The sequence below is a fragment of the Salinicola acroporae genome, from assembly GCF_003206615.1.
Taxonomy (GTDB): domain Bacteria; phylum Pseudomonadota; class Gammaproteobacteria; order Pseudomonadales; family Halomonadaceae; genus Salinicola; species Salinicola acroporae.
The window spans coordinates 58,408-82,426 of sequence record NZ_PZJW01000004.1; the positions used below are offsets into that span (position 1 = coordinate 58,408).

Annotated in this window: 23 protein-coding genes and 1 pseudogene; 10 read left to right on the forward strand and 14 right to left on the reverse strand. The window is 64.6% G+C overall.

What is annotated here, in order from left to right; translation table 11 throughout:
- Positions 1–35 precede the first annotated feature (35 nt).
- The gene (locus DOM54_RS05720) at positions 36–452 is read left to right on the forward strand and encodes a RidA family protein (protein WP_110715429.1); all 417 of its coding nucleotides are present in this window, start codon (positions 36–38) and stop codon (positions 450–452) included.
- A 104-nt stretch (positions 453–556) separates the two neighbouring features.
- Here DOM54_RS05720 and DOM54_RS05725 read toward each other — a convergent pair whose 3' ends face one another.
- From DOM54_RS05725 to DOM54_RS05735, 3 genes are all read right to left on the reverse strand, one after another.
- Complete coding sequence (locus DOM54_RS05725; protein ID WP_110707229.1) at positions 557–1,690, reverse strand: alkene reductase; 1,134 nt, start codon at positions 1,688–1,690, stop codon at positions 557–559.
- A 184-nt stretch (positions 1,691–1,874) separates the two neighbouring features.
- Positions 1,875–2,642 carry a glucose 1-dehydrogenase gene (locus tag DOM54_RS05730; protein ID WP_110715430.1) on the reverse strand — a complete coding sequence of 256 codons (768 nt, stop codon included), beginning with the start codon at positions 2,640–2,642 and terminating at the stop codon, positions 1,875–1,877.
- A 43-nt stretch (positions 2,643–2,685) separates the two neighbouring features.
- Positions 2,686–4,065, reverse strand: coding sequence for a GntP family permease (locus DOM54_RS05735; RefSeq protein ID WP_110715431.1), 1,380 nt, complete (start codon positions 4,063–4,065; stop codon positions 2,686–2,688).
- A 210-nt stretch (positions 4,066–4,275) separates the two neighbouring features.
- On the opposite strand from DOM54_RS05735, the gene DOM54_RS20390 reads away from it, so the two are divergent.
- From DOM54_RS20390 to DOM54_RS05745, 4 genes and pseudogenes are all read left to right on the forward strand, one after another.
- Positions 4,276–4,782 (forward strand): hypothetical protein, encoded by a 507-nt coding sequence (locus DOM54_RS20390; protein ID WP_240613787.1) that lies wholly within the window; start codon positions 4,276–4,278, stop codon positions 4,780–4,782.
- A 35-nt stretch (positions 4,783–4,817) separates the two neighbouring features.
- A pseudogene (locus DOM54_RS20395) lies at positions 4,818–4,886 on the forward strand (hypothetical protein); the annotation flags it as partial.
- Positions 4,887–4,944: 58 nt separating this feature from the next.
- Entirely contained in the window at positions 4,945–5,325 is a 381-nt protein-coding gene (locus tag DOM54_RS20400; RefSeq protein WP_240613788.1) for a glutamate synthase-related protein, read from the forward strand.
- Between the two features lie 64 nt (positions 5,326–5,389).
- On the forward strand, positions 5,390–7,549 hold the full coding sequence (locus DOM54_RS05745; protein ID WP_110715432.1) for a prolyl oligopeptidase family serine peptidase: 2,160 nt from the start codon (positions 5,390–5,392) through the stop codon (positions 7,547–7,549).
- 36 nt (positions 7,550–7,585) lie between these two features.
- Here the strand turns inward: DOM54_RS05745 and DOM54_RS05750 are convergent, their stop codons facing one another.
- The 4 genes from DOM54_RS05750 to DOM54_RS05765 are packed head-to-tail and all read right to left on the reverse strand — an operon-like array spanning position 7,586 to position 11,427.
- Positions 7,586–8,518, reverse strand: coding sequence for an amidohydrolase family protein (locus DOM54_RS05750; RefSeq protein WP_110715433.1), 933 nt, complete (start codon positions 8,516–8,518; stop codon positions 7,586–7,588).
- Between the two features lie 10 nt (positions 8,519–8,528).
- A complete protein-coding gene (locus DOM54_RS05755) occupies positions 8,529–9,809 on the reverse strand; it encodes a TRAP transporter large permease subunit (RefSeq protein ID WP_110715434.1) in 1,281 nt (426 codons plus the stop codon).
- Entirely contained in the window at positions 9,806–10,357 is a 552-nt protein-coding gene (locus DOM54_RS05760; protein WP_206019025.1) for a TRAP transporter small permease, read from the reverse strand. The genes DOM54_RS05755 and DOM54_RS05760 overlap by 4 nt, the downstream gene beginning before the upstream one ends.
- A 59-nt stretch (positions 10,358–10,416) precedes the next feature.
- Positions 10,417–11,427, reverse strand: coding sequence for a TRAP transporter substrate-binding protein (locus tag DOM54_RS05765; RefSeq protein WP_110715435.1), 1,011 nt, complete (start codon positions 11,425–11,427; stop codon positions 10,417–10,419).
- A 425-nt stretch (positions 11,428–11,852) separates the two neighbouring features.
- On the opposite strand from DOM54_RS05765, the gene gshB reads away from it, so the two are divergent.
- From gshB to DOM54_RS05785, 4 genes are all read left to right on the forward strand, one after another.
- Positions 11,853–12,818, forward strand: coding sequence for a glutathione synthase (gene gshB / locus DOM54_RS05770; protein WP_110715436.1), 966 nt, complete (start codon positions 11,853–11,855; stop codon positions 12,816–12,818).
- Between the two features lie 138 nt (positions 12,819–12,956).
- Positions 12,957–13,514, forward strand: a complete 558-nt coding sequence (locus DOM54_RS05775; protein WP_110602123.1) for a YqgE/AlgH family protein — start codon at positions 12,957–12,959, stop codon at positions 13,512–13,514.
- Positions 13,514–13,984: a Holliday junction resolvase RuvX gene (gene ruvX, locus DOM54_RS05780; protein ID WP_110715437.1), complete on the forward strand. Its 471-nt coding sequence runs from the start codon at positions 13,514–13,516 to the stop codon at positions 13,982–13,984. Before DOM54_RS05775 ends, ruvX begins: the two co-directional genes overlap by 1 nt.
- A 23-nt stretch (positions 13,985–14,007) precedes the next feature.
- A complete protein-coding gene (locus tag DOM54_RS05785) occupies positions 14,008–14,559 on the forward strand; it encodes a cupin domain-containing protein (protein ID WP_110715438.1) in 552 nt (183 codons plus the stop codon).
- A 34-nt stretch (positions 14,560–14,593) separates the two neighbouring features.
- Here the strand turns inward: DOM54_RS05785 and DOM54_RS05790 are convergent, their stop codons facing one another.
- The 3 genes from DOM54_RS05790 to DOM54_RS05800 form a co-directional block, all read right to left on the reverse strand.
- On the reverse strand, positions 14,594–16,093 hold the full coding sequence (locus DOM54_RS05790; RefSeq protein ID WP_110715439.1) for an aldehyde dehydrogenase: 1,500 nt from the start codon (positions 16,091–16,093) through the stop codon (positions 14,594–14,596).
- Entirely contained in the window at positions 16,090–16,452 is a 363-nt protein-coding gene (locus DOM54_RS05795; RefSeq protein WP_110715440.1) for an aminotransferase class III-fold pyridoxal phosphate-dependent enzyme, read from the reverse strand. Before DOM54_RS05795 ends, DOM54_RS05790 begins: the two co-directional genes overlap by 4 nt.
- Positions 16,453–16,524: 72 nt before the next feature.
- Positions 16,525–17,901 carry a glutamine synthetase family protein gene (locus DOM54_RS05800; RefSeq protein ID WP_110715441.1) on the reverse strand — a complete coding sequence of 459 codons (1,377 nt, stop codon included), beginning with the start codon at positions 17,899–17,901 and terminating at the stop codon, positions 16,525–16,527.
- A gap of 242 nt (positions 17,902–18,143) precedes the next feature.
- Here DOM54_RS05800 and DOM54_RS05805 point away from each other — a divergent pair, with 242 nt between their 5' ends.
- Positions 18,144–18,896: a gamma-glutamyl-gamma-aminobutyrate hydrolase family protein gene (locus tag DOM54_RS05805; protein ID WP_110715442.1), complete on the forward strand. Its 753-nt coding sequence runs from the start codon at positions 18,144–18,146 to the stop codon at positions 18,894–18,896.
- A gap of 76 nt (positions 18,897–18,972) precedes the next feature.
- Here DOM54_RS05805 and DOM54_RS05810 read toward each other — a convergent pair whose 3' ends face one another.
- The 4 genes from DOM54_RS05810 to DOM54_RS05825 all read right to left on the reverse strand — a co-directional run bounded on the left by DOM54_RS05810 (position 18,973) and on the right by DOM54_RS05825 (position 24,006).
- Complete coding sequence (locus tag DOM54_RS05810) at positions 18,973–20,283, reverse strand: NAD(P)/FAD-dependent oxidoreductase (RefSeq protein WP_110715443.1); 1,311 nt, start codon at positions 20,281–20,283, stop codon at positions 18,973–18,975.
- Positions 20,284–20,328: 45 nt separating this feature from the next.
- Complete coding sequence (locus DOM54_RS05815; RefSeq protein ID WP_240613789.1) at positions 20,329–21,417, reverse strand: polyamine ABC transporter substrate-binding protein; 1,089 nt, start codon at positions 21,415–21,417, stop codon at positions 20,329–20,331.
- A gap of 62 nt (positions 21,418–21,479) precedes the next feature.
- A complete protein-coding gene (locus tag DOM54_RS05820) occupies positions 21,480–22,859 on the reverse strand; it encodes a glutamine synthetase family protein (protein ID WP_110715444.1) in 1,380 nt (459 codons plus the stop codon).
- A 79-nt stretch (positions 22,860–22,938) separates the two neighbouring features.
- Complete coding sequence (locus DOM54_RS05825) at positions 22,939–24,006, reverse strand: ABC transporter substrate-binding protein (protein WP_110715445.1); 1,068 nt, start codon at positions 24,004–24,006, stop codon at positions 22,939–22,941.
- Positions 24,007–24,019 lie beyond the last annotated feature (13 nt).

Genomic DNA, 24,019 nt, shown 5'->3' on the forward strand with positions numbered 1-24,019 from the left:
GCCCCGCGTGTCACGCTCTCCCAAGGAGTCAAACCATGTTGCAAGCTCAGCCTACGCAGTCACCGCAGCCGGTCTTTCCGGCCAACCGTAGCGCGCTCTATGAGAAGCACGGCTACTCGGCCGCGATTCGCTCCGGCGACCTGCTGTTCGTTTCCGGCCAGGTCGGCAGCCGGGAGGACGGCTCGCCGGAGCCCGATTTCGAACGCCAGGTCGCGCTCGCCTTCGACAATCTAAAAGCGGTGCTGGCCGCCGCCGGTTGCGGGCTGGAGGATCTCGTCGACGTCACGACCTTCCATACCGATCCGGAGCATCAGTTCGAGACGGTGCTGGCGACCAAGTCGCGTCACTTCCCGGCGCCGCCCTATCCCAACTGGACCGCCGTGGGCGTGAACTGGCTGGCCGGATTCGATTTCGAGATCAAGGTGGTGGCACGAATCCCCAGCGACGGCTGATGCCGGCGGTCTCGCCATCAAAAACGCCCCGCGATGGCGGGGCGTTTTCATCTCAGCGGCAAGATCCTGCCAGCGAGGCGCCGGGATTACGGCGGGTCAGGCGATCAGGATTTTTCCTCGATCATCTTTTCGCGCGCCAGACGTGCCTGCTCTTCCTCGTAGGTGGGAAAGTCGACATAGCCTCGGGCATCGCCGCCGTAGAAGGTATCCGGGTCGAACTCGGCAAGCGGCCAGTCGTGCTGCAGGCGCTCGACCAGGTCCGGGTTGGAGGTGAAGTGGCGACCGAATACCGGCAGATCGATGACACCTTCATCGACCAGCTTCTGCGCTTCCGCTTTGTCGAGATTGCCGGCGAACAGCAGCGTGCCGCGATAGGCGTCGCGGAACTGACGCAGGAACTCCCGCGGCAGGCCATCCTGCCCCTGGGCGCCCTGGTCCATCAGGTGGACGTAGGCCAGGCCGCGCTTGCTCAGCTCGGCGGCGAGATAGAGATAGGTCCCCTCGATATCGTCATAGCTCGGCATATCGAACAGGGTGCCGTAAGGCGTCAGGCGCACGCCGACACGATGCGCGCCGATCAGCGCGATCGAGGCGTCGATCGCCTCGAGCAGCAGCCGGCAACGGTTCTCGCGCGAACCGCCGTAGTCGTCGGTGCGGTCGTTGAGGCCGGCGTTGATGAACTGCTCGAGCAGGTAGCCGTTGGCCCCGTGCAGTTCGACGCCGTCGAAGCCGGCATTACGCGCGTTCAGCGCCGCCTGGGCGAAGTCGTCGACGAGCCGGCGGCACTCTTCGGTGGTGGCCGCGCGCGGCGTCGTCGCCGCCAGCATGTCGGGCTGACCGTCTTCGTTGTAGCCGAACGCCATGCCGCCTTGCTTGGCAGAGCTGCTGATCGGTGCGGCGCCGTTGAGTTGGATCGAGGTGTGCGAGACACGGCCGACGTGCCAGGTCTGGCAGAAGATGACCCCACCGCGCTCGTGAACGGCCTGGGTCGCTTTCTTCCAGCCGGCGATCTGGTCCGGCCCGTAGATGCCCGGATTGAACAGGTAACCCTGGCCCTCGCGGGAGATCGGGCTGCCCTCGGAGATGATCAGCCCGGCACTGGCGCGCTGGCGGTAGTAGAGGGCGCCCATCTCGTCGGGAATGTCGCCCTTGGCGCGGGCCCGGGTCATCGGGGCCATGACAATGCGATTGTTGAGGCGCGTACCGGCAAGATCGAACGGTTCGAATAGCGATGTCATATCGTGAACTCCTTGTTATGCCGACGTTCGGCCGCGGTAATGGCCGGCCAAACGCAGAGCGAGCCCGAAAGGGCTCGCTCGAATGGACCAAAGTCTAGGAAACGATTAGCTGGCCAATAATGAAACCTGACGACCGCGTCGATAGAGGGAATCTATCGCGGGCCGGGCCGAATCGCCGGTCGATTCACACCACCGAGGTCATGCCGCCATCGACGAACACGTTCTGCCCGGAGACGAAGTTGGACGCCCCGGAGCAGAGGTAGACCAGCGTGCCGACCAGCTCCTCGACCTGGCCCCAGCGCTGGGCCGGCGTGCGCTTCTCGATCCAGGCGTTGAAATCGGCGTCCTGCCACAAGGCCTGGTTCATGTCGGTCTGGAAGTAGCCGGGGGATAGGCAGTTGACCTGGATGCCGTAGCGCGCCAGGTCCGCCGCCATGCCCTGGGTCAGCAGCGCCACGCCGCCCTTGGAGGCGGCGTAGGGCACGATGGTTTCGCGGGCCAGCTTCGACTGCACCGAGCCGACATTGACGATCTTGCCGCTGCCGCGCTCGGACATCGCCGGACTCAGCGCCCTGGAGACGTAGAAGGCGCTGGAGAGGTTCGTCGCCAGCACGGCGTCCCAGTCGGCGGGGTCGAAGTCGTTGAAGGGCGCCCGTTTCTGCAGGCCGGCGTTGTTGACCAGGATGTCCGGTACGCCGAGTCGTTCGATCAGCGCGGCAGTGGCGGCTTTCACGGCCTCGGCATCGGTGACGTCGAAGGCCACGGCGTCGACCTGGGCCCCGGTCTCTGCCGCCAGCGTCCGCGCGGCCTCGTCGGCGGCTTCCTGGCGACGTCCGTGAAGGATGACACGAGCGCCGCGCTCGGCCAGCCCGCGGGCCAGTGCGTTGCCCAGGCCGCGGGTCGAGCCGGTGACCAGCGCCAGCCGGTCGCGAATGTCGAAAAGGTCTTTCATCGGTACTCCTTGCGGCCAAGAACGGATCTGGCGGGTCAATGGCTTAGAAAATCAGATAGACGATGCCGGCAAGCAGGAAGCCCACCACCGACTCCAGCGCCTGCTGCACGGTCCAGGTCATCAGCGTGGTCTTGACGTCCATGCCCAGTAGCCGCCCCACCAGCCAGAAGCCGGAGTCGTTGACGTGGCCGGCGAACACCGAGCCGGCGGCAGTAGCGAGGGTGATCGCGACGATCTGCATGGCCGAGAAGTCGCCGCTGGCGACGGCGGGTGCCATCAGCCCGGCGGCGGTGACCAGCGCCACCGTGGCCGAGCCCTGGGCCAGGCGCATCACCACCGCGACCAGATAGGCGGCGACGATCACCGGCATGCCCAGATCGCTCATCGAATCGGACAACGCATCGCCGATGCCGGACGCCTGCAGCACGCCGCCGAACATGCCGCCGGCGCCGGTGATCAGGATCACCGAGCAGATCGGCCCCAGCGAGGAGTCGACGATCTTCTCCAGCGCGCTGCCGCCTTCGCCGCGGCGGCTGCCCAGCACGTAGATCGCCACCAGCACCGAGATCAGCAGTGCGATCGGCGTTTCGCCCAGCGAGGAGAGGATCTGGAACCAGGTGGCGTCGCTGTCGGCCACGCCGGCGGCGCGGGCGAAATCGAGCCCGGTGTTGAGAAAGATCAGCGCCAGCGGCAACAGCAGCAGCGCGATGACCGTACCCACGCTGGGCGGGTTCTCGATGGTGTCGTTGTCCTGGCCGCCGAACAGGCTGACTTCCAGCTTGAAGTCGAAACGGCTGGCGGCGAAACGCCCCCACAGGTAACCCGAGAGGTACCACATCGGGAACGCGATCAGGATCCCCACCAGCAACACCAGGCCCAGGTTGGCACCGTAGAGCTCGGTGGCGGTGACCGGCCCGGGGTGGGGCGGCACGAACACGTGCATCACCGAAAACGCCGCCGCCGCCGGCAGGGCGTAGAGTAGCACCGGGCCGCCGAGGCGCTTGGCCACCGCGAAGATGATCGGCAGCATCACGATCAGCCCTGCGTCGAAGAAGATCGGGAAGCCCATGATCAGCGAGGCGATACCCAGCGCGAACGGGGCGCGCGACTCGCCGAACAGCGACACCATCCGTTCGGCCAGCACCTGGGCGCCGCCGGAGTGCTCCACCAGCTTGCCGAGCATGGCGCCGAAACCGACCAGCAGCGCCACCGAGCCCAGCGTGCCGGCGAAGCTGTCGGTCATGGTATCGACGATGGCACCGGCCGGGATGCCGGTGGCAAAGGCGGTCAGCAGGCTGACCAACACCAGGGTGGGAAAGGCGTGTAGATGAAAGCGGATGATCAATACCAGTAGCAGGGCGATCGCGGCGGCGGCGATGCCGAGCAACGGCCCTGCGGTCAGGGTTTGCGTCCAGTCGTCCATGAAGCTCTCCCGGAAGGGGTGGTTACCGTCCCACGGTTGCATGAAGTCATATGTCTAAAAATACGACATTGGTTTGTCGTTCTCACCCTCCTGCTCGCTCGACGGCGCCGGAGGGTGGTCGTCTCGGTATCGGTAACGTGGTGTTTTTACTACGTCGGAGGCCGACAGGCTCGATAATTTGAACACTCCTCAGGTGCGATCAACACTTGAATGGTCACCCTCATCGTCGGACAGCCAACCATGTATCGCCAATATTTTTATTTTCTGACGGCTGCGTTGATCGCGGCCACTCTCGTCATCGGCATTTTCTGGTCCCCGCTACTGTGGCTGCTGCTTCTCTGGATACCGCTGGCACTCATCGGCTGGCGGGACCTGCGCTCGCCGCACAACGTGCTGTACAACTATCCGTTGATCGGTCATCTGCGCTATATGCTCGAGTTCGTGCGCCCGGAACTCCGTCAATATTTCTTCGAATCCGAGACCAGCGGCCGGCCGTTTTCGCGCGAGCAACGTAACCTGATCAATGCGCGCGCCGACGGTACCGGGGATACCTCGCCCTTCGGTACCATCCGGGATGTCGACGCGCCCGGCTACAACCTCTCCTCTACCATTCCATCCAGCCCGGCAAGGTGCCGGAAGAGGCCCGCTGGATCACCATTGGTGGGCCCCAATGCACCCGGCCCTATCGTTCGTCGCGGCTCAACATCTCGGCAATGAGCTTCGGCTCGCTCTCGGGCAACGCCATCGAGGCGATGAATCTGGGCGCCAAGCAGGGCGGCTTTGCCCACGACACCGGCGAGGGCGCGATCAGTCCCTACCACGAGAAGCATGGCGGCGATCTGATCTGGGAGCTGGGCACGGCCTACTTCGGCTGCCGCCATGACAATGGCCGCTTCGACGCCGAGACGTTCCGGGAGCTGCATCCAGGCGCGTCGCTGCCATACCAACAAGTGCCCGACCGGCGTGGCGACCCAGGACCCCAAGCGCTCCCGGGCGATCAACGTGCCGGAAAAGGCCGAGCGGGTGGCTCGCTATCATCAGGCCACGCTGGATGGCTTCGCCGCGCTCACCGGTGCCATGGGGCTCTCGCACTTCGACGAGCTGACCCCTGACCACATTCGGCATCGCAGCAGTTACGCGCCGGCTCGCGGCTACGGTGAATTCGAAATGCCGGCGCTGGAGGCCGGCCAGTTGCTCGGCGACGATGTGCCCGAGGTGTGGCAAGCCGAATGGCGGGCTGCCGGCGTGGATCGGTTCTAAACTCGTCTTGCCGTCGACCGACGCATGCTAGGCTCGACGGCACCCTGATGGTCTGGAGAACGCCATGCTTCGCTTCCCCCCTTATCGTTATCGCTCGGCCGATCCGGATATCGCCGGTTCGCCGGGCGAGGATCCGTATCGCTGGCTGGAAGCGGTCGACAGCCCAGAGGCGCTGGCCTGGGTCGAGGCGCAGAACCAGCGGACACTGGCACGCTTCGAGGACGCCGAGTTCGACGCCTTGCAGACGGGATTGCGCCAGATTCTCGACGCCGACGACCGGATTCCGTTCGTGGTCAAGCGCGGCGAGCACTACTACAACTTCTGGCAGGACGCCGAGCACCCCCGTGGCCTGTGGCGGCGCACCACGTGGGCGTCCTACCGCCAGTCACGGCCGGCGTGGGAAGTGCTGATCGACGTCGACGCGCTCAACGCCGCCGAGGGCGAGAACTGGGTCTGGCATGGCGCCAGTTGCCTGGAGCCGAAGACGCCGGACGCTCCCTGGGAGCGGGCGCTGGTATCGCTCTCCCGCGGTGGCGCGGATGCCGACGTGACCCGCGAGTTCGACCTGATCGACAAGCGCTGGGTCGGGCGCGACGATCACGGCGAGGCCGGTTTCGAGCGCCCGGAGGCCAAGGGTGGCATGAGCTGGATCGATCGCGACACGGTGTTCGTCTATACCGATTTCGGTGCGGACTCCCTGACCAGCTCCGGCTACCCGCGCTGCGTCAAGCGCTGGCGGCGGGGCGAGCCACTGAGTGCTGCCGAAACGCTGTTCGAGGCGGACCGACAGGACCTGATGGCGTTGGCGTTCCACGACAGCACCCGCGGCTTCGAGCGCGATTTCATCCATCACGCGCTGGCCTTCTACGAGCAGCGCCTGATCGAACTCATGCCCGACGGCGAGACGTTCCCCATCGAGGTGCCGCTGTCGGCGCAGGCGGTGGTGCATCGTGAATGGCTGCTGGTGCATCTGCGCGACGACTGGCGACTCGAAGAGAACGACCGGAATTTCCAAAGCGGCGCACTGCTGGCGATCGACTACGACGCGTTCAAGCGCGGTGGTCGGGATTTCACCACGCTGTTCACGCCGGATGCCCACCGCTCGCTGGAAGGTTTCGAGTGGACGCGCCACTACCTGGTGCTGGATATCCTGGAGGACGTCAAGCACCGGCTGCAGGTGCTGACGCCGGGGCAGGGCGACGACTGGTCGCCGCGTCCGCTGGTCGGCTTGCCCGCCACCGGCGAGATCGGTGTCGCGGCGGTGGACGACGAAGAGAGCGACGAGGTCTTTCTGATCGTTACCGACTATCTCACCCCGACATCGCTGTTGAAGATGGATCTGGCACAGACCCAGGCGGCTCGGCCGGAGAGCGACGCGGAAACGATCAAGCGCGCGCCGAGCTTCTTCGAGGCCGACGGCATGCAGGTGACGCAACGTTTCGCCACCAGCCTGGACGGCACGTCGATTCCCTATTTTCTGGTGCTGCCGGCGGATGTGGAGCAAGAGAGGCCGAATGCGCCCTTGCCGACGCTGCTCTACGGCTACGGCGGCTTCGAGATCTCGCTGACACCCCACTATATCGCCGGGGCCGGGCGCAGCTGGCTTTCGCGCGGCGGCGCCTACGTGGTGGCCAATATCCGGGGCGGTGGCGAATATGGCCCGCGCTGGCATCGCGCCGCGCTCAAGGGCGAACGCCACAAGGCCTTCGAGGATTTCGCCGCCGTCGCCGAAGACCTGGTGGCGACCGGCATCACCACGCCGCGTCAGTTGGGCATCCAGGGCGGTTCGAACGGGGGACTGCTGGTCGGCAACATGATCACGCGTTATCCGGATCACTTCGCCGCCGCGGTGTGTGAAGTGCCGCTACTCGACATGCAGCGTTATCACCAACTGCTGGCGGGTGCGTCGTGGATGGCCGAATACGGCGATCCGGACAGCGACGACTGGGAAGGCTTCCTGAAGGACTATTCGCCCTATCACAACCTGCGCGAAGGCGTGGGCTACCCCTCCGTGCTGTTCACCACCTCGACCCGCGACGACCGGGTCCACCCAGGCCACGCCCGCAAGATGATGGCGCGCATGGAAGCGATGAACGCCGGGGACGTCCATTACTACGAGAACACCGAAGGCGGCCATGGCGGCGCGGCGGACAACGCCCAGCGGGCGAAGCTGAGCGCGCTGGCATGGCGGTTCCTGTGGGATCGACTGGGCAAGGCCGGGTAGGGCTGTCGCAACCGGCTGCCGCCATCGCGGCGGCAGTCAGCCCGCCATGGTCGGCGCCGGAAGCCGATACCAGCGGACAGCGTTGTCGTGGAGGATCGGCTGGCGGGCGCCCGGTGCGGCATCGGCGATGGCTTGCTCGATCATGGCGAGCCAGGTCGCGTAGCTGGCATTGAGCCCGGTGACCGGAAAGTTGCTGGCAAAGAGGCAGCGTCGGGCTCCGAAGATACCGATCGTTTCGGCGAGCAGGGCGATATTCTGACGCTCGTCCCAGTCAGCCATGGGGCTTCCCAGCTCCGAGAGCTTGACCGCGACATTGGGGTTGGCTGCCAGCGCTCTCATCCCCTCGCGCCAGCTTGCCAGTCCCGGCTCGCTGCGGTCCCAGGGCAGGCCGGTATGGTTGAGAATCACCCGCAGGTTCGGGGTGGCTTCCAGCGTCCTGGCAGCATCCGCGAGATGCCAGGCCGGCACCCGCAGATCCCACGACAGGTCGCGCTCTTCCAGCATTCGCAGCCCGCGGGTCCAGCCGGCATCCTGCAATGAACCGGGCGCGCCGAGCGTATCGTCGTATCGATCGGGGCGCGCGGCCGTCACCGGTTTGGCGCGCACGCCACGAAACAGCGGCGAATCCATCTGACGATCGAGTTGCGTTTCGCAGGCCGGATCGGCGAAGGCCGCCCAACCCACCAGTGCCACCGGCAGCCCCTGCTGCTCGGACAGCTGCGTCAGCCAACGGGTCTCCACCTCCGGCGTTTGGCGAGTCGATTCGGCCTCGCAGTGCACCGTGCCCGCCAGGTGATAGCCCGGGGGGATCAGCGCCCGGATGTCCGCCGGCAGGAACGGCTGGCGAATGGCGGCGTAATCACCGAGGAAGAAGTGGTCGTCGATCTCATCCTCGAGCCATGGGTAGTGCACGCTGCCATCCAGCGCCCAGAAGTGGTGATGACTATCGATCAGGAGCTGTTCGCTCATGGGGATGACCTCAGCTTGCCAGCCAGTCGAGTGGCAGGGTGATGATTTGCGGGAACGCCACGAACAGCAGCAGCAGTAAGACGTAGGCCGTGACGAAGGGCAGTACGCCCATGACCGCTTTCTCGAACTTGATCCGGCCCACGCTGGTGATGACGTTGAGCACGTTGCCCACCGGTGGCGTGATCAGGCCGATGGCGCAATTGAGTACGAACATGATGCCGAAGTAGACCGGGTCGATGCCGGCGATCTTGACGATCGGCATCAGGATCGGCGTCAGCACCAGGATCGTCGGCGTCAGGTCCATCACCATGCCGACGATCAACACGATGGCCATGATCGCCAGCATCAGCAGCCGGGGGTGGTCGGCCAGCGGTGCCAGCAGGCCGGCCACCATCATTGGCAACTGGGCGATACTGATCAGCCAGGAGGCGACGCTGGCCGCCGCCACCAGGAACATCACCACTGCCGTGTTGCGCGCAGCCTGTGCCAGCACTTCGTACAGTTCGGCGAGATTGAGCTCCCGGTAGATCAGGGTGGATACCAGCATGGCGTAGACGGCCGCGACCACGCCGGCCTCGGTGGGAGTGAAAATCCCGGTCTTGATGCCGCCGATGATGATCACCGGCAGCAGGATTGCCCAGAAGCTCCGGCGCAACGCGGCCAAGCGCTCGGTACCGGACGCTTTCTCGGCAACCACCAACGTTTCCTTGCGTGTGATGAACATCCACATCAGCACCAGGGTCGCGCCCATGATCAGCCCCGGTACGATGCCGGCCAGGAACAGCTTGCTGATCGAGATGCTACCGGCCACCCCGATGATGATCAGCGGAATGGAGGGCGGGATGATCGGGGCAATGATTCCACCGGCCGCCATCAGCCCGGCGGAGCGGCCCTGCGGGTAGCCTGCCTGGCGCATCATCGGCAGCAGCATCGAACCCAGCGCCGCGGTATCGGCGACGGCCGAGCCGGACAGGCTGGCCATGACGATGGCGGCGAAGATGGCGACGAAGCCAAGCCCGCCCTTGCGGTGCCCCACCAGGCTCATCGCCAGCAGCACGATGCGCTTCGACAGGCCGCCGCGCGACATCACCTCGCCGGCGACCAGGAAAAAGGGAATCGCCAGCAGCGTGTAGCTGTCGGCGCCATTGATCAGGTTCTGGGCCAGGATCTGCGAATCGAACAGCCCCAGATGCAGCATCAGCACCACGGCGCTGACCAGCAGGGCGAAGGCGATCGGCAGGCTGAGCCCGATCGAGGCCAGCAGCGAGGCGAGGAACAGACCTATCGTCATGGTGCCATCTCCTCGCGGTCCTGCATCGACGTCAGCGGAGCCGGCAGCAGCAATCGCAACGTCAGCATCAGCGACATCAGAATCCCGGCGACCAGCCCGGCCAGATAGAAGACGCCCACGGGGATACCGCTGATCGGGGAAAGGTCGCTCCAGTTGAGCAGTGTCTGGGCGTAGCTGCCCTTGACCAGCATCAGACAGCAGATCAGCATCACCAGCGTCACCAGCCGTTGCAACACGGCCTGCGCCCTGCCCGGCAGGCGATCCGAGAACGTTGTCACGCTGAGGTGCTCGTGTCGCATCAGGCCCACGACGGTACCGAGAAAGATCACCCATACGAACAGGAACCGCGACAGCTCGACGCTGATCGAGATGCCGCTATTGAAGCCGTAGCGCAGTACGACATTGGCGAATACCAGTGCGATCATTGCCACCAGTGCCAGCACCATCGCCAGGTTGAGAACCTTTTCGGTGAGGTGCGACAAACGACATAGTGTGGTCTGGAGCGAGCCATGGGGCGCGCGGACGCTCGCTTGTGCCGGTCTGGACATGATGGGTCTCTTCTCGCAATCGGTGGTCGATCGTGTTGGGCAGCCGCCGCGGCGCCGATCTATTCCGTGTTGGGCCTTGCCGCCTCGATGGCCTCGATCAGCTCGCTGCCGTACTGCTCGGCGAAGCTGGCCTGTACCGGTGCGGCGACGATATCCCGCATCGAATCGCGATCCGGCTCCTCCACGATCTGCATGCCCTGCTGCTTGAGAAACTCGAGGTCGCCGGTCATCCGTCGGGCGAGTTCCTCGCGCTCGAACGTTGCCGAGTCGATGGCGGCCTGGACCAATAGTTGCTGGTTCTCCGGGTTCAAGCTCTCGAACTTGGCCTTGTTCATGACCAGGGGCGCCGCGGTATAGGCGTGCGCTGTGAGCGACAGGTAGTCCTGGACCTCATAGAAATTGGCCGAGCGAATCAGGCTGACCGGATTCTCCTGCCCATCCACCGTGCGGGTTTCCAGCGCCGTGAACAGCTCGGTGAACGGCATCGGCGTCGGGTTGGCGCCCAGGGCCTTGAAAGCGGCGATATGAGCCGGGTTGGGGGTGGTGCGAAGCGTCAGTCCCTTGATGTCGTCCGCGGTCTCCACCGGGTGTCGGGAGTTGGTCAGGTTGCGAAAGCCGATCTCCCAGAACGCCAGCCCCTTGAGGTCATGGTCGCCGAGTCTGGCAAGCAGGGATTGACCGATATCGCCATCCAGTACGGCATAGGCATGGGCGTAGTCGTCGAACAGAAACGGCAGATCGAGCACGTTCAGCTCGCCGACCAGTCCGGTGTAGTAGGGATTGCCGGTCAGCACGATATCGACCTGGCCGCCGCGGGCGCTGGCCACCAGGGCGGTGTCGCTGCCCAGCTGTCCGCTGGGGAAGACGCGGATCTGCAGGTCGCCACCGCTGCGTTCGTCGACGAGATCGGCAAAATGCTCCGCAGCGAGATGCTGGGCGTCCTCCACCGGATGGGTGTGGGCGAAGTTGAGTGTCGTGGCGGCCTGGGCGCTGGCGAATGGCAAGAGCACCGTCGCAGCGGTCATCAGGGTAGCGAGAAGAGGGCGTGACGTTGGGTTCTGGACGGTCATGCAGGCGATCTCCGATTGAGGGCATCCAGCTGACGTGTCGACCCAGCGATCAACACGCCGTGGCACGAGAGACAAGCGCTGTGCCTGAAGAGATCGGTTTCGAAACCGGCGTGCGCTGTACCGAGATGCCTTTGGCGCCGGGCGATATCGGCCAGGGATGGCCTCTCGCGGCCGCCGCTCCCTCGATGCTCTTCCAGAGAGAGATTGCGCCCAATCGATCAATGTATACATTATACGTTGGTCGCTTCGAAGCGCCGGGCGCCTTAACCTTTAGTCCCGTCGGTTGCCGTCGGCGGCCATCGAAGTCGCGGTGATCGGGCGCCGCGACGGATCGCCCCAACTTCGGTTTCCCCGCCCCCTACAGATGAGACGTGGGCTGCGTCATACTGCGACCCATTCAATCTCTCTTTGGGAAGATCTGATCGATGAGCCAGAAAACGGTGAGGCTTGGCGTGGTGATGGACCCCATCGCCGACATTACCTACAAGAAGGACACCACGCTGACCCTGCTGTGGGCGGCGGAGGCGATGGGCTGGTCGCTCTACTATTTCGAGCAGGAGGATCTCTATCTCTACGAGGGCCGCGCCATGGGCAGCGCGCGCTCGCTCAAGGTGTTCCGCGACCCGGCGCGCTGGTTCGAGCTGGGCGAGCGGGAGGCGATGCCGCTGGGGGAGCTCGACGTGATTCTGATGCGCAAGGACCCGCCGGTGGATGGCCACTTCCTCAACGCCGTGCACCTGCTGGCGTTCGCCGAGCGCGAGGGTACCCTGGTGGTCAACCCGACCCGGGCGCTGTTCGAGTGCAACGAAAAGCTGTTCGCCCAGCAGTTCGCCCACTGCATCCCGCCGACGGTGGTCTCCTGTCGCGACGCGGTGCTGCGTGCCTTCCAGGCCGAGCATGGCGACACGATCTTCAAGCCGCTGGATGGCATGGGCGGCACCGGCATCTTCCACATCGGTCCGGAGGGACGCAATCTCGGCGCGGTGATCGAGCAGCTCACCGAGCGCGGCCAGCGTCAGATCATGGCCCAGCGCTACCTGCCGGAGATCAAGGATGGCGACACCCGCATTCTGCTGGTCGACGGCGAGCCGGTGCCCTACGGGCTGGCGCGCATCCCCAGCGCCGGCGAGACCCGCGGCAACCTGGCCGCCGGTGGCCGCGGTGTCTCCCGGGAGCTGACCGATCGCGACTACTGGCTGGTCGAGCAGGTGCAGCCGATGATTCGCGAAAAGGGGCTGCTGTTCGTCGGCCTCGACGTGATCGGCGACTACATCACCGAGATCAACGTCACCAGCCCCACCTGCGTACGCGAGATCGACGACCAGCGCGGCACCGACATCGCCGCGCAGTTGATGGCCGCGATCGCCAGACGGCTGGAAGTCCAGGGCTGATCCAGCCCCACGGGGCAGAGATGTTACAATAAGCCCATTTCCTCTATGACCGGCGCTCGCAACTCGAGCGCCGGATCGCTGCGCGATGTCCGATGGAGTCCTATGCCAACGACCAGGCCAACATCCATGCCCACGCCGATGCAGAGCCTCAAGAACTACTTCCTGATGGCGATGCCGCATCTGGAAGACCCCAATTTTGCCGGGACGCTGACCTACCTCTGCGACCATGATGACGATGGCACCCTGGGGGTGATCGTCAATCGGCCCTCCGAGCTGACCCTGGACGGACTGTTCGAACAGCTCGATATCGAATCCGAGCCCGGCCCGCACAACGACGTGCTGGTCTATAACGGCGGGCCGACCTACCGCGATCGCGGTTTCATCCTGCACCGTGGCAATGCCAGCGACTGGGATTCCAGTATCCAGGTCGCCGACGGTCTGGCGCTGACTACATCGATGGACATGCTGCAGGCGATCGCCCAGCGGCGGGGCCCGGAGCAGTATCTGGTCACGCTGGGCTGCGCGGGGTGGAAATCCGGCCAGCTCGAGGATGAACTCAAGCAGAACACCTGGCTGATCGCCGAGGGTGACGCCGCGATCCTGTTCGATCGCCCGCCGGAGCAGCGCCTGGGTGCCGCCGCCGGCATTCTCGGCGTCGATCTCAACCTGATGACCCGCGACGCCGGACACGCCTGATGGCATCGGCAACCGGCGACCGGGTCGGTCAGCGCCTGGTGATGGCCTTCGATTACGGCACCCGGCGGATCGGTGTCTCGGTCGGCAATGAGATGCTGCGCTCTGCCAGTGGACTGGAGCCGCTGCCCGCCCGCGATGGCATCCCTGACTGGGTCCTGGTCGAGAAGCTCTTGAAGGAGTGGCAGCCGGACCTGCTGGTGGTGGGTCTGCCGATCCACGACGATGGCAGCGAATCCGACATGAGCGTACGGGCGCGCAAGTTCGGCAATCGGCTGCATGGCCGTTTCGGCAAGCCGGTGGAGATGTTCGACGAGCGCGGCACGACCCGCGCCGCCAAGCAGATCGCCAGGGAGCAGGGCCACAAGGGCAACTACCGCGATCGTGGCGTCGACGGCATCGCCGCCCAGTTGATTCTGGAGAACTGGTTCAACCGCGAGTCGCTCCCGTCAGGGACACCCGACGTAAGCTGACCATCGCTTGAGGAAGAGAACGGATGTCTGATGATGTCGGCGCCCGCCTGCGAGCTCTGAGAACCTTTCGCGGCATCTCCCAGCGCGAACTGGCCAAGCGCTGTGGGGTAACGCACTCCAGCCTGTCGCTGATCGAGCAGGGCAAGGTCAGCCCTTCCATCAGCTCGCTGAAGAAGATCCTCGACGCCATTCCGATGAGCGTGGGGGATTTCTTCACCATGGATCTGGAGAATCGGAACCAGGTCTTCTTTGGCGCCGACGAGTTGACCGACGTTGGCACCGGAGACGTGATCTACAAGTTGGTGGGAGCCAACCGGGAGTCGCGGGCGTTGTCGTTCATGGTCGAGACCTATCCGGCCGGCAGCGATACCGGGCGCGAGATGATCGCCCATCAGGGCGAGGAAGCCGGGGTCGTGCTCGAAGGGGAGATCGAGATCACGATCGGTGCCCAGACGCGGACACTGGCGCCGGGCGAGGCTTACTACTTCAATACCAACATTCCGCACCGCTTCCGCAACCCCGGCAAGTCGGCCTGCCGGCTCGTCAGTTGCGCCACTCCCGCCAAGACGTTCTGATCGCCCGCGGCGACCTGCCGCGCGCGATCCCGGCTCACGACGAAAGCGACATCCACACACTCTTGAGCTCGGAGTACTCCTCCAGCGAATGGTGCGACTTGTCGCGGCCGTTGCCGGACTGCTTGACGCCGCCGAAGGGCACGGTCTGGTCGCCGCCAGCCCAGTTGTTGACGAAGACCTGACCAGACTGGAGGCGCCGGGTGACCCGCATGATGCGATCGATGTCCTGACTCCAGAAGCCGGCCGCCAATCCGTAGTCGCTGTCGTTGGCCATCGCGATCGCTTGCTCCTCCGTATCGAAGCCGAATACCGACAGCACTGGACCGAAGATCTCCTCCCGGCCGATGACCATGTCGTCGGTGACGTCGTCGAAGACGGTTGGGCCAATGAAAAGGCCGGGCCCTGCTTGCGCCTTGCCGCCCATGCGCAGCCGCGCTCCTTCTTCCACGCCCTGACGGATGTAGTCCAGGACCCGTTCGTACTGAGTGCGGTCGACGATCGCGCCCATGAAGCTGGCGGGATCCAGCGGATCGCCCGGTTGCATCGATTCGGCGGCGGCGAGCAGCCTGTCGATGAAGGCTTCGCGCACACTGTTTTCCACCAGCAGACGTGATCCTGCGATGCACACCTCACCTTGGTTGTAGAAGATCGCCTCGGCGGCGTGGCGGGCCACGCTGTCTAGGTCCTTGCAGTCGGCGAAGACGATATTCGGGCTCTTGCCGCCACACTCCAGGTACACCCGCTTGAGGTTGGATTGCCCCGCGTACTGCAGCAGCTGCTTGCCGACGCCGGTCGAGCCGGTGAAGGCGAGGCAGTTGACCTCCATGGACAGCGCCAAGGCCTTGCCGACCGTGTGGCCGAACCCCGGAAGTACCTGGAAAACCCCGCTCGGCAGACCCGCCTCCCGCGCCAGCGAGGCCAGATACAGCGCGGAGAGCGGCGACTTCTCGGAGGGCTTGAGGATGACGCTGTTGCCCGCGGCGAGCGCCGGGCCGATCTTCCAGGCCGTCATCATCAGGGGAAAATTCCATGGCACGATGGCGGCGACGACGCCCAGCGGTTCGCGCAGCACCAGCGCCAGGGTATCGTCGCCGGTCGGCGCCACCTCGCCGTAGAGCTTGTCGATCGACTCGGCCTGATGGCGAATGCAACCGATGGCGCCGCTGACATCGCTCTGGGCGCTGCTGATCGGCTTGCCCATGTCCAGCGTGTCGAGCAGGGCCAGCGTATCGCGATGGCGCTCCATCAGCCCGGCCAGGCGCAGCATGACGAGCTTGCGCTCGGTAGGCGCCAGCCGCGCCCAGCTGCCGCGCGTGAACGCCGCGCGGGCCATGGTCACGGCCTTGTCGGCATCGGCGGCGTCGCAGCTCGCCACATTGGCCAGGATTGCCCCCGTCGCGGGATTGATCGTGGCGAAGGTCTTGCCGCTTTCGGCCGCGACGAACTCATCGTCGATGAAGGCGCGCGTCTCGAGATTGGCGCTAAGGACGGCGGCTTTGGCCTGCCAGTCGGCCAGCGTTGGCGTCGGGCTCATGTGGATGTCTCCTTCGTTGCCGTGATGGCGGCCCCTCGGGCCTGCAGCCGGCGTGTCGTTTCGGCCAGCGCGGCCGCTGGCGGGTTCGTCGTGTTGAAGAAGCTGTTGTAGTAGGGCAACTGCTGCAACTGGCGGCTCGCGGTATCGACCAGTTCCTGACGGCCGTGGCCCAGGTTGACGCACCACAGTCCCGCCATCGCGTCCAGGAGCCTTCGGCCTCCGTCATCCTCGATGTAGATGCCATTGGCGGCGGTAATGAGTCGACTGCCTTCGTCACCCAGCGCCTTGAAGTCGGTGGAGGGGTGCAGGTAGTGATCGCGATCGAGCGCTTTGAGTCCTGCGGCGTCGGGCGGTCTCATGGCGTGCTCCTCTGGGGCGGGCGTACCCGGTTTGATGGCCCTGGCAACATCCTCTTGGCGTCGCTCCAAGGGTCAGACGTGGCGCAGATACCAGTCGTATTCGAGCCGGCTGACCACTTGCATGGCGGACGTTCGTTCGGCACGGCGGTTCGCCAGGAACACATTCAGGAAGTCCTGACCCAGTGCCTCGTTCAGCACCTCGGATTGCTCGAGCAGTTCCAGTGCTCGAGACCAGCTGTTGGTGAGTACCGGGTCGAACTGCTCGTAGGCATTGCCGGTGACGATCTCCTCGGGCGGGATCCGGTGGGTGATGCCGTGGATGACCGAGGCGAGTAGGGCGGCCAGCAGCAGGTAGGGGTTGGCATCGGCACCGCCGACACGGTGCTCGATCCGTCGTGCGGCATTTGGCCCGGAGGGAATGCGCAGGGCCACGGAGCGATTGTCGAAGCCCCAGGTCGGTGCCATGGGAACATAGAGGCCCGGCTGAAAACGGCGAAAGGAGTTGAGGTTCGGGGCCATCAGGGCGACCGATTCCGGCATCAGCCTGAGCAGGCCGCCGATGGCGTGGCGCAGCGTTTCGGTGCCCAGCGGATTTTCATCGACGGCGGCAAAGACGTTGCGACCTTGGGCATCGAGCAGGCTGATGTGGACGTGCATGCCGTTGCCGGCTTCCTCGTCGTAGGGTTTGGCCATGAATGTCGCTTCGAAGCCATGGTTGACGGCGATGCCCTTGATCAGGCGCTTGAGCAGCACCGCGCTATCGCCTGCCTTGAGTACGTCGCTGCCGTGCAGCAGGTTGATCTCGAACTGGCCCGGGGCGCACTCCTTCAGCGCCGTGTCCAGCGGCAGGTTCTGGGCCGCGGCCGCGGCCTGGATGTCGCCCAGGAACGCGGCATATTCGTCGAGCTCCGAAATCGAATACACCTGACTGGTGGTGGCGCGTTCGCCGGTCTCCGGCGAGCGGGGCGGCTGCACTCTGCCCAGCTCGTCCCGCGTGCGATCGACGATATAGAACTCGAGTTCCAGCGCGACGGCGGCGGTGAACCCCATTGCCGCCAGGCGCTGTACCTGTCGGGCCAGGACGTTGCGCGGGTCGGCGAAGAAGGGGCCATCATGCTCGTTGCGCATGGTCATCAGCAGTTGCCCCTGGCAGCCGTCCCGCAGCCAGGGTGTCGGCATCAGGGTGCCGGGAATCGGGCGGCAGACCTGGTCGCAGTCGCCGATGTCCAGGCCCAGGCCCGTCGCTTCGATCGTGTTACCGGTGATGTCCAGCGCGAAGACCGAGCCGGGGAGATTGATACCGTTGACGTAGGCCTTTTCGAGATTTTCCCGGGGAATCCGCTTGCCGCGAAACACGCCATTGAGGTCGCTCAGCAAGAGATCGATGCTGTCGATAGCGGGGTTACGCGCCAGGAAGTCACGAGCCTCGTCGACGGGAAGGGAGGACATGATGTCACCTGAGATCGTTTGTTGTGGTCGTTGATAGTGTTCCGGCTGCCCGGTATTGTTGTCAAATTATTTACGTTTTATTCGCTTCTTTTCGGCTTAAAATCGGTGCTACATTATTTAAATAATTGATATTTAATAATTTATTGGAATCTTATTTGCTTTTCATGATCGATGTCTGGAAAGAAAAATAGACCAAGGCCTGTTGGTGAAAACATAACGGATCCCGGTTTCGAGGAGGCATCATGCACAAGCGTCCCCTGGTGGGTGTCATTGCCTGCCGCCGTGAGGTGGAAGGCCACCCTGCCCACATGGTCACCGACAAGTATCTCAGCGCGCTGCGGGCGTATGGGCTGGAGCCGGTCATCCTGCCGGTCTGGCGCGACAGCGATGCCGACGCTGCCAACGCGTTGCTGGATCGTCTCGACGGCCTGATGCTGACCGGTAGCTACACCAACGTGCTGCCGAGTCGATACCAGGCGGCGCGGGCGCCTGAAAACACGCGGGACGACCTGGATCGCGATCACGCCGCCATGCTGTGGGTGCCGTTGGCACTGGAGCGCCGTCTGCCGCTACTGGGGATCTGCCGCGGCTTTCAGGAATTCAACGTGGCCCTTGGCGGGACGCTGCATCAGGCCGTCCAGCGTGTGCCCGGCCTCATGGATCACCGCGAGCCGGAAGGGTCGAAGGCCCAGCAGTATGCGCCGAGCCACGAGGTCGAAATCCGGCCCGGCGGCCGCCTGGCCAGCCTCTACGGCGAATGCCAGAAAGGGCTGAAGGCACGGGTCAATTCGCTGCATCAGCAGGGCATAGACCGGTTGGCGGAGGGGCTGTTCGTGGAGGCGGTGGCCCCGGATGGTCTGGTCGAGGCGGTTTCGCTGCCGGAAGCGCCTGGCTTTACCCTGGCGGTGCAGTGGCACCCCGAGTGGGAGCCCGGGAACAACGCGCTCTACGACGCGATCTTCCAAGGGTTTGCCCGCGCCTGTCAGCCGCAATGACGGGCACCGCCAGCGCTCGCCTGGATCTGAACGGTAACCCCTCCGTACGCCTGACAGCATCTGGATGTCGAGCCACCTAGATGCCGAGTCGGTCGCGCGCCTCGTAATACCAGGCTCCCAGCGCCGAGAGCGGCACGCGCAACATCCGTCCGCCGGGAAAAGGCTGGTGCGGCAGCCCGGCGAAGGCGTCGAATCGATCGTCGCGCCCCGTCATCACTTCGCTGATCAGGCGACCGGCAAGGTGCGTGCAGGTCACGCCGTGGCCGGAGTAGCCCTGGGCGTAGTAGACGTTGTCGTTGATCACGCCGAACTGCGGCAGGCGATTCAGCGTCATCAGAAAGTTGCCGCTCCAGGCGTAGTCCACCTTGACGTCTTTCAACTGCGGAAACGTCTTGAGCATCTTGGGGCGAATCACCGCCTCGATATCCGCCGGCCCCTCGCTGCCATAGTTGACGCCACCGCCGTACAGCAGCCGGTTGTCGCGAGTCAGCCGATAGTAGTCGAGCAGGTAGTTGCAGTCCTCCACCGCCATGCCGTTGGGCAGCAGGCGCCGGGCGAGCGCTTCCCCGAGGGGTTCGGTGGTGATGATCTGCGTACCGCAGGGCATGGATTTTCGCTCGAGCTCCGGCATGACCCCGTGCAGATAGGCGTTGCCGGCCATGACGACGCGGTCGGCCCTGACGGTGCCTTCAGCGGTCTTCACCGTGACCGGGGCGCCGTGCTCGAGGGTGACGACCGGGCTCTGCTCGTAAACCACGCCGCCCCTCGATTCCAGGGCGGCAGCCTGGCCCAGCGCCAGGTTCAGCGGATGTAGGTGGCCGCCGGAGTGGTCGATCAGCACGCCGGTGTAGCGGTTGCTGCCGACCTCACGCTGGTAGGCGTCGCCTTCCAGCAGTTCGAGGCTGTCGTTGCCGTAACGCTGCCACAGGGCTTGGTGGTGTCTGAGGGCCTGGAGCTGCTTGGTGTTGCAGGCGGCGAACAGGTTGCCGTCGCGGAGGTCGCACTGGATGCCATAGGTCGCGATTCGCTCGCGGATTATCCGGTTGCCCTCGAAGGCCATGTCGCCCAGCGCCCGGCCGGTTGCTTGGCCGTATTTCGACTCGATCACGTCGATGTCGCGGCTGTAGCTGTTGACGATCTGGCCGCCGTTGCGCCCCGAGGCGCCATAGCCGACGCGCGCGGCTTCCAGCACGATCACCTTCAGACCTTTCTCGGCCAGATGCAGTGCCGATGACAGCCCGGTGAAGCCGGCCCCCACCACGCACACATCGCAGCTGACGTCGGCCGACAGTGCCGGTCGCGCTGGCGCGGCGTTGGCCGAGGCCGCGTACCAGGAGGCGGCGTGCTCGAGCTGTGACGGGGGCTTTGCGTCGGAAGGCGCGGACATCCTGGACTCCATGCATGAAAGGACGGATGGGAGGATAAAGCCCGATCAGCGAGACCGGGCTTCCGACCACAACTGCTGCAGCAGCTGCAACTGCTCGCCGTCGACGGAGGGCGTCAGCGACAGCCGGGAGCGGGTGTCGGCATCGGGCATCACTGGCGGCTCGCGGAGTTCGGCGGACAGCATCGGTTGTGCCGCCGCGTTGGGCGAGGTGTACAGGTTGTAGTTGGAGAGCCGGGCCGCGACCTCGGGGCGCAGCAGGTATTCGATGAAACGGCGTGCGTTGTCCGGATGCGGTGCCCGGGCCGGGATGGCCATCACGTCCACCCAGCGCTGCGAGCCTTCCCTGGGTACGAAAAAGCCGATATTGCCGTAGAGCTCCGGGTCTTCGCTCTGCTTGCCGGCCAGGTCGCCGTTGTAGGCAATGCCGGCGTGGATCACGCCGCTGGCGATCTGCTCGATGGTCGCGGTGGCGTCGACGAAGCCGACGAAATTGTCTCGCTCACGGGTGGCAACCACCAGCTTGGCCGCCTCGACCCAAGGGGCCTGGCCGACGCAGTCGAACCCTTTGCCAAGGTACGCGCAGAGGGTCGAGAAGGTGAACTGGGCATCGCCCTTGAGTAGCGCAAAGGGGTAGTCGGCGTTGACAGCGGGATCGTACAGCAGTCCCCAGCTAGGGTCCGGGTCGGGAAAGGTGTCGGTGTTGTAGACGATGCCGGTCACCCCCCACTGGTACGGCACGGTGTAGGTGTCTTCCGGGTCGTAGGCCGGGTGGCGGAAATCCGACATGATATTGTCGATGCCTTGCAGCGCCTGGCCTTCCTGCGATTGACCTTCCGGAACGAGTGGTTGGATCAGCGCTGCCCCGATGAGGCGCGGCACGAAGTAGTCCGAGGGGATGACGATATCGTACTGGGCGTCGCCGCCGGCGTTCAGCTTGGCCAGCATCTCGGCGTTGGAGTTGTAGTAGTTCTGTACCACGTCGATGCCGGTTTCGGCCTCGAAGTCGGCGATGATCTCGGGATCCATGTAGTCGGTCCAGTTGAACAGGTTCAACTGTTTTTCCTGATCGTCGGCCAGGGCGCCGCTGCCTATCAGGCCGGCTGCGATCGCGATCATCCAGTTCGCGTATTTCATGGTATCCCCCAGGTTGTCATAGCGGTCGAGGTTCCTTCACCGAACTTCTCGCCTTGCGGTGTTCATACTCGCAGCAGCAGGTGCTCGCGCTCCCACGAGCTGATCACGCGGAAGTAGGCGCGGTGCTCGGCGCGCTTGACCGCGAGATAGCTGTTGGTGAAGCGTTCGCCGAGAATGTCGGCCAGTTCGGGACACTCCCGCAGCCGATCCAGTGCCGGGCCGATGTCGTCCGGCAGCTTGCTGCCACTGGACCAGGCCGAACCGACCATCGGCGGACGGGGTTCCAGCTGGCCGACCATGCCGAGATAGCCGCAGGCCAGCGAGGCCGCCAGCACCAGATAGGGGTTGGCGTCGGCGCCGCCGAGGCGGTTTTCGACCCGGGTGGCGGCGGGCGAGGAGACCGGCACGCGCAAGCCCACGGTGCGGTTGTCCATTCCCCAGTCGACGTTGACCGGCGCGGAACCACTCGCCTCGTGGCGCATCAGTCGGCGATAGGAGTTGACGTTGGGGGCCAGCAGCGGCATCGCCGAGGGCAGATAGCGTTGCAAACCGCCGATGAAATGATGAAACAGGGGGCTGGTGGGGTTGTCCCCGATCCCGCTGAGGCCAGAGGCGAACAGGTTGTTGCCCTTGGCGTCGACCAGGCTCTGGTGAATGTGCATGGAGCTACCCGGCTCGTTGGCCATCGGCTTGGCCATGAAAGTGGCGTACATGCCGTGGCGCAGCGCGGTTTCCCGCAGCACACGCTTGAACATGACCACCTGATCGGCCAGCGCCAGCGGATTGCCGTGCTGGAAGTTGACCTCCATCTGGCCGGCACCCTCTTCGTGGATCAGCGTGTCCAGATCGAGGTGCATCGCCTCGCAGTAGTCGTACATCTCCTCGAACAGGGGATCGAATTCGTTGACCGCGTCGATGGAGAACGACTGGCGGCTGCTCTCCTGGCGTCCGGTACGGCCGATCGGCGGCTCCAGTGGGTAGTCGGAGTCGGTATTGGTCTTGACCAGGTAGAACTCGACCTCCGGGGCGACCACCGGGCGCCAGCCGCGCTGTTCGTAGAGTTCCAGGACGCGCTTGAGTACGTGGCGGGGCGAGAGATCGACCGGCTCGCCGGTGAGGTAGTAGCAGTCGTGAATGATCTGCGCGGTGGGATCTTCGGCCCAGGGTACCAGGAAGGCGGCATCGGGATCGGGGACCAGCTCCATGTCCCGCTCGGCGGGATTCCAGAAGCGGATATCCTCGTCGTCGGGATAGCCGCCAGTGACGGTCTGGATGAAGATCGAGTCCGGCAATCGTGGCTGCCCGCCATCGAGATACTTGCTGGCGGGCATGATCTTGCCCTTGAGGATGCCGGTGAGATCGGTAACCAGACATTCGACTTCGGTGATGCCGTGCTGTTGGAACCAGTCTTTGAGCGCTGGCGTTTCCTGACGGTGACCCATGTGAGCGTTCCGTGTGGTGATGGGTTGCCCGGACGCGGCCAGCGGCCGTGCCGGGCAGTGAGATGGGGAAGCGGCGGCGCTACCGAGCCTGCACTTCCGACCACAGTTGCTGGAAGGTCTGCAGTTTTTCGCCCTCGAGGCTCGGGGTGAAACGCAGCACTTTCATCTCTTCGTCGGTGGGCTGGGCTGGCGGTTGCCTCAGAGCCTCTTCCAGGTAGGGCTCGGCGGCGGCGTTGGGGCTGGCATAGAAATTGTAGTTGGAGAGCTGGGCACCGATCTTGGCGTCGAGAATGAAGTTGATGAACTTGTAGGCCAGATCCGGGTGGGGCGCCTGGGACGGAATCATCATCGAGTCGACCCACATCTCGGCGCCCTCCTCGGGAATCATGAAGTCGAGGTGCGCGAAGGTCTCCGGATCCTCGCTCTTGTACAGCAGATAGTCGCCGTTGTAGGACATGCCGACATGGGTCACGCCGCGCGCGAGCTGCTGCAGTGCGGGGGTGCCGTCGGAGAAGCCGGAAAAGTTGTCGCGATGCTTGGTTTCGATCATCAGCTTGGCGGCGTCGCGCCAACTGTCGAGTTCATCGCAGTCGTAGGGTTTGCCCAGCGCCGCGCAGGCGGCGCCCATGGCAACCTGGCCGTCGCCCATGATCGCGAAGGGGTAGTCGGAATTGACCTCGGGATCGAACATCAGCGACCAGCTGCGGGGCGCGTCCGGAAAGGTATCGGTGTTGTAGATGATCCCGGTCGTGCCCCACTGATACGGCGCCGAGTAGGCGGAACCCGGGTCGAAACTCGGATCCTGGAACTGCGCCTTCACGTTGGCGAAATTGGGGATCCTGGCGTGATCGAGCTTCTGGACCAGGCCGGTCTGGATCAAGCGTGGCACGTAGTAGTTCGAGGGCACGATAATGTCGTACTGGGAGGCACCGCCGGCATTGAGCTTGGCGAACATTTCCGGCAGCGAGTTGTAGTAGTTCTGCACCACCTCGACGTCGTATTTCTGCTCGAACGCCGTGATGATCTCCGGGTCCATGTACTCGGTCCAGTTGAACAGGTAGAGCTTGTCGTTCGCGGCCTGGGCCTGGCTGACGAGCAGCAGGCTGCAGAAGGCGGCGGTGATGGCGTTGGTGACGGGCTTTGACATCGGTTCTTCTCCT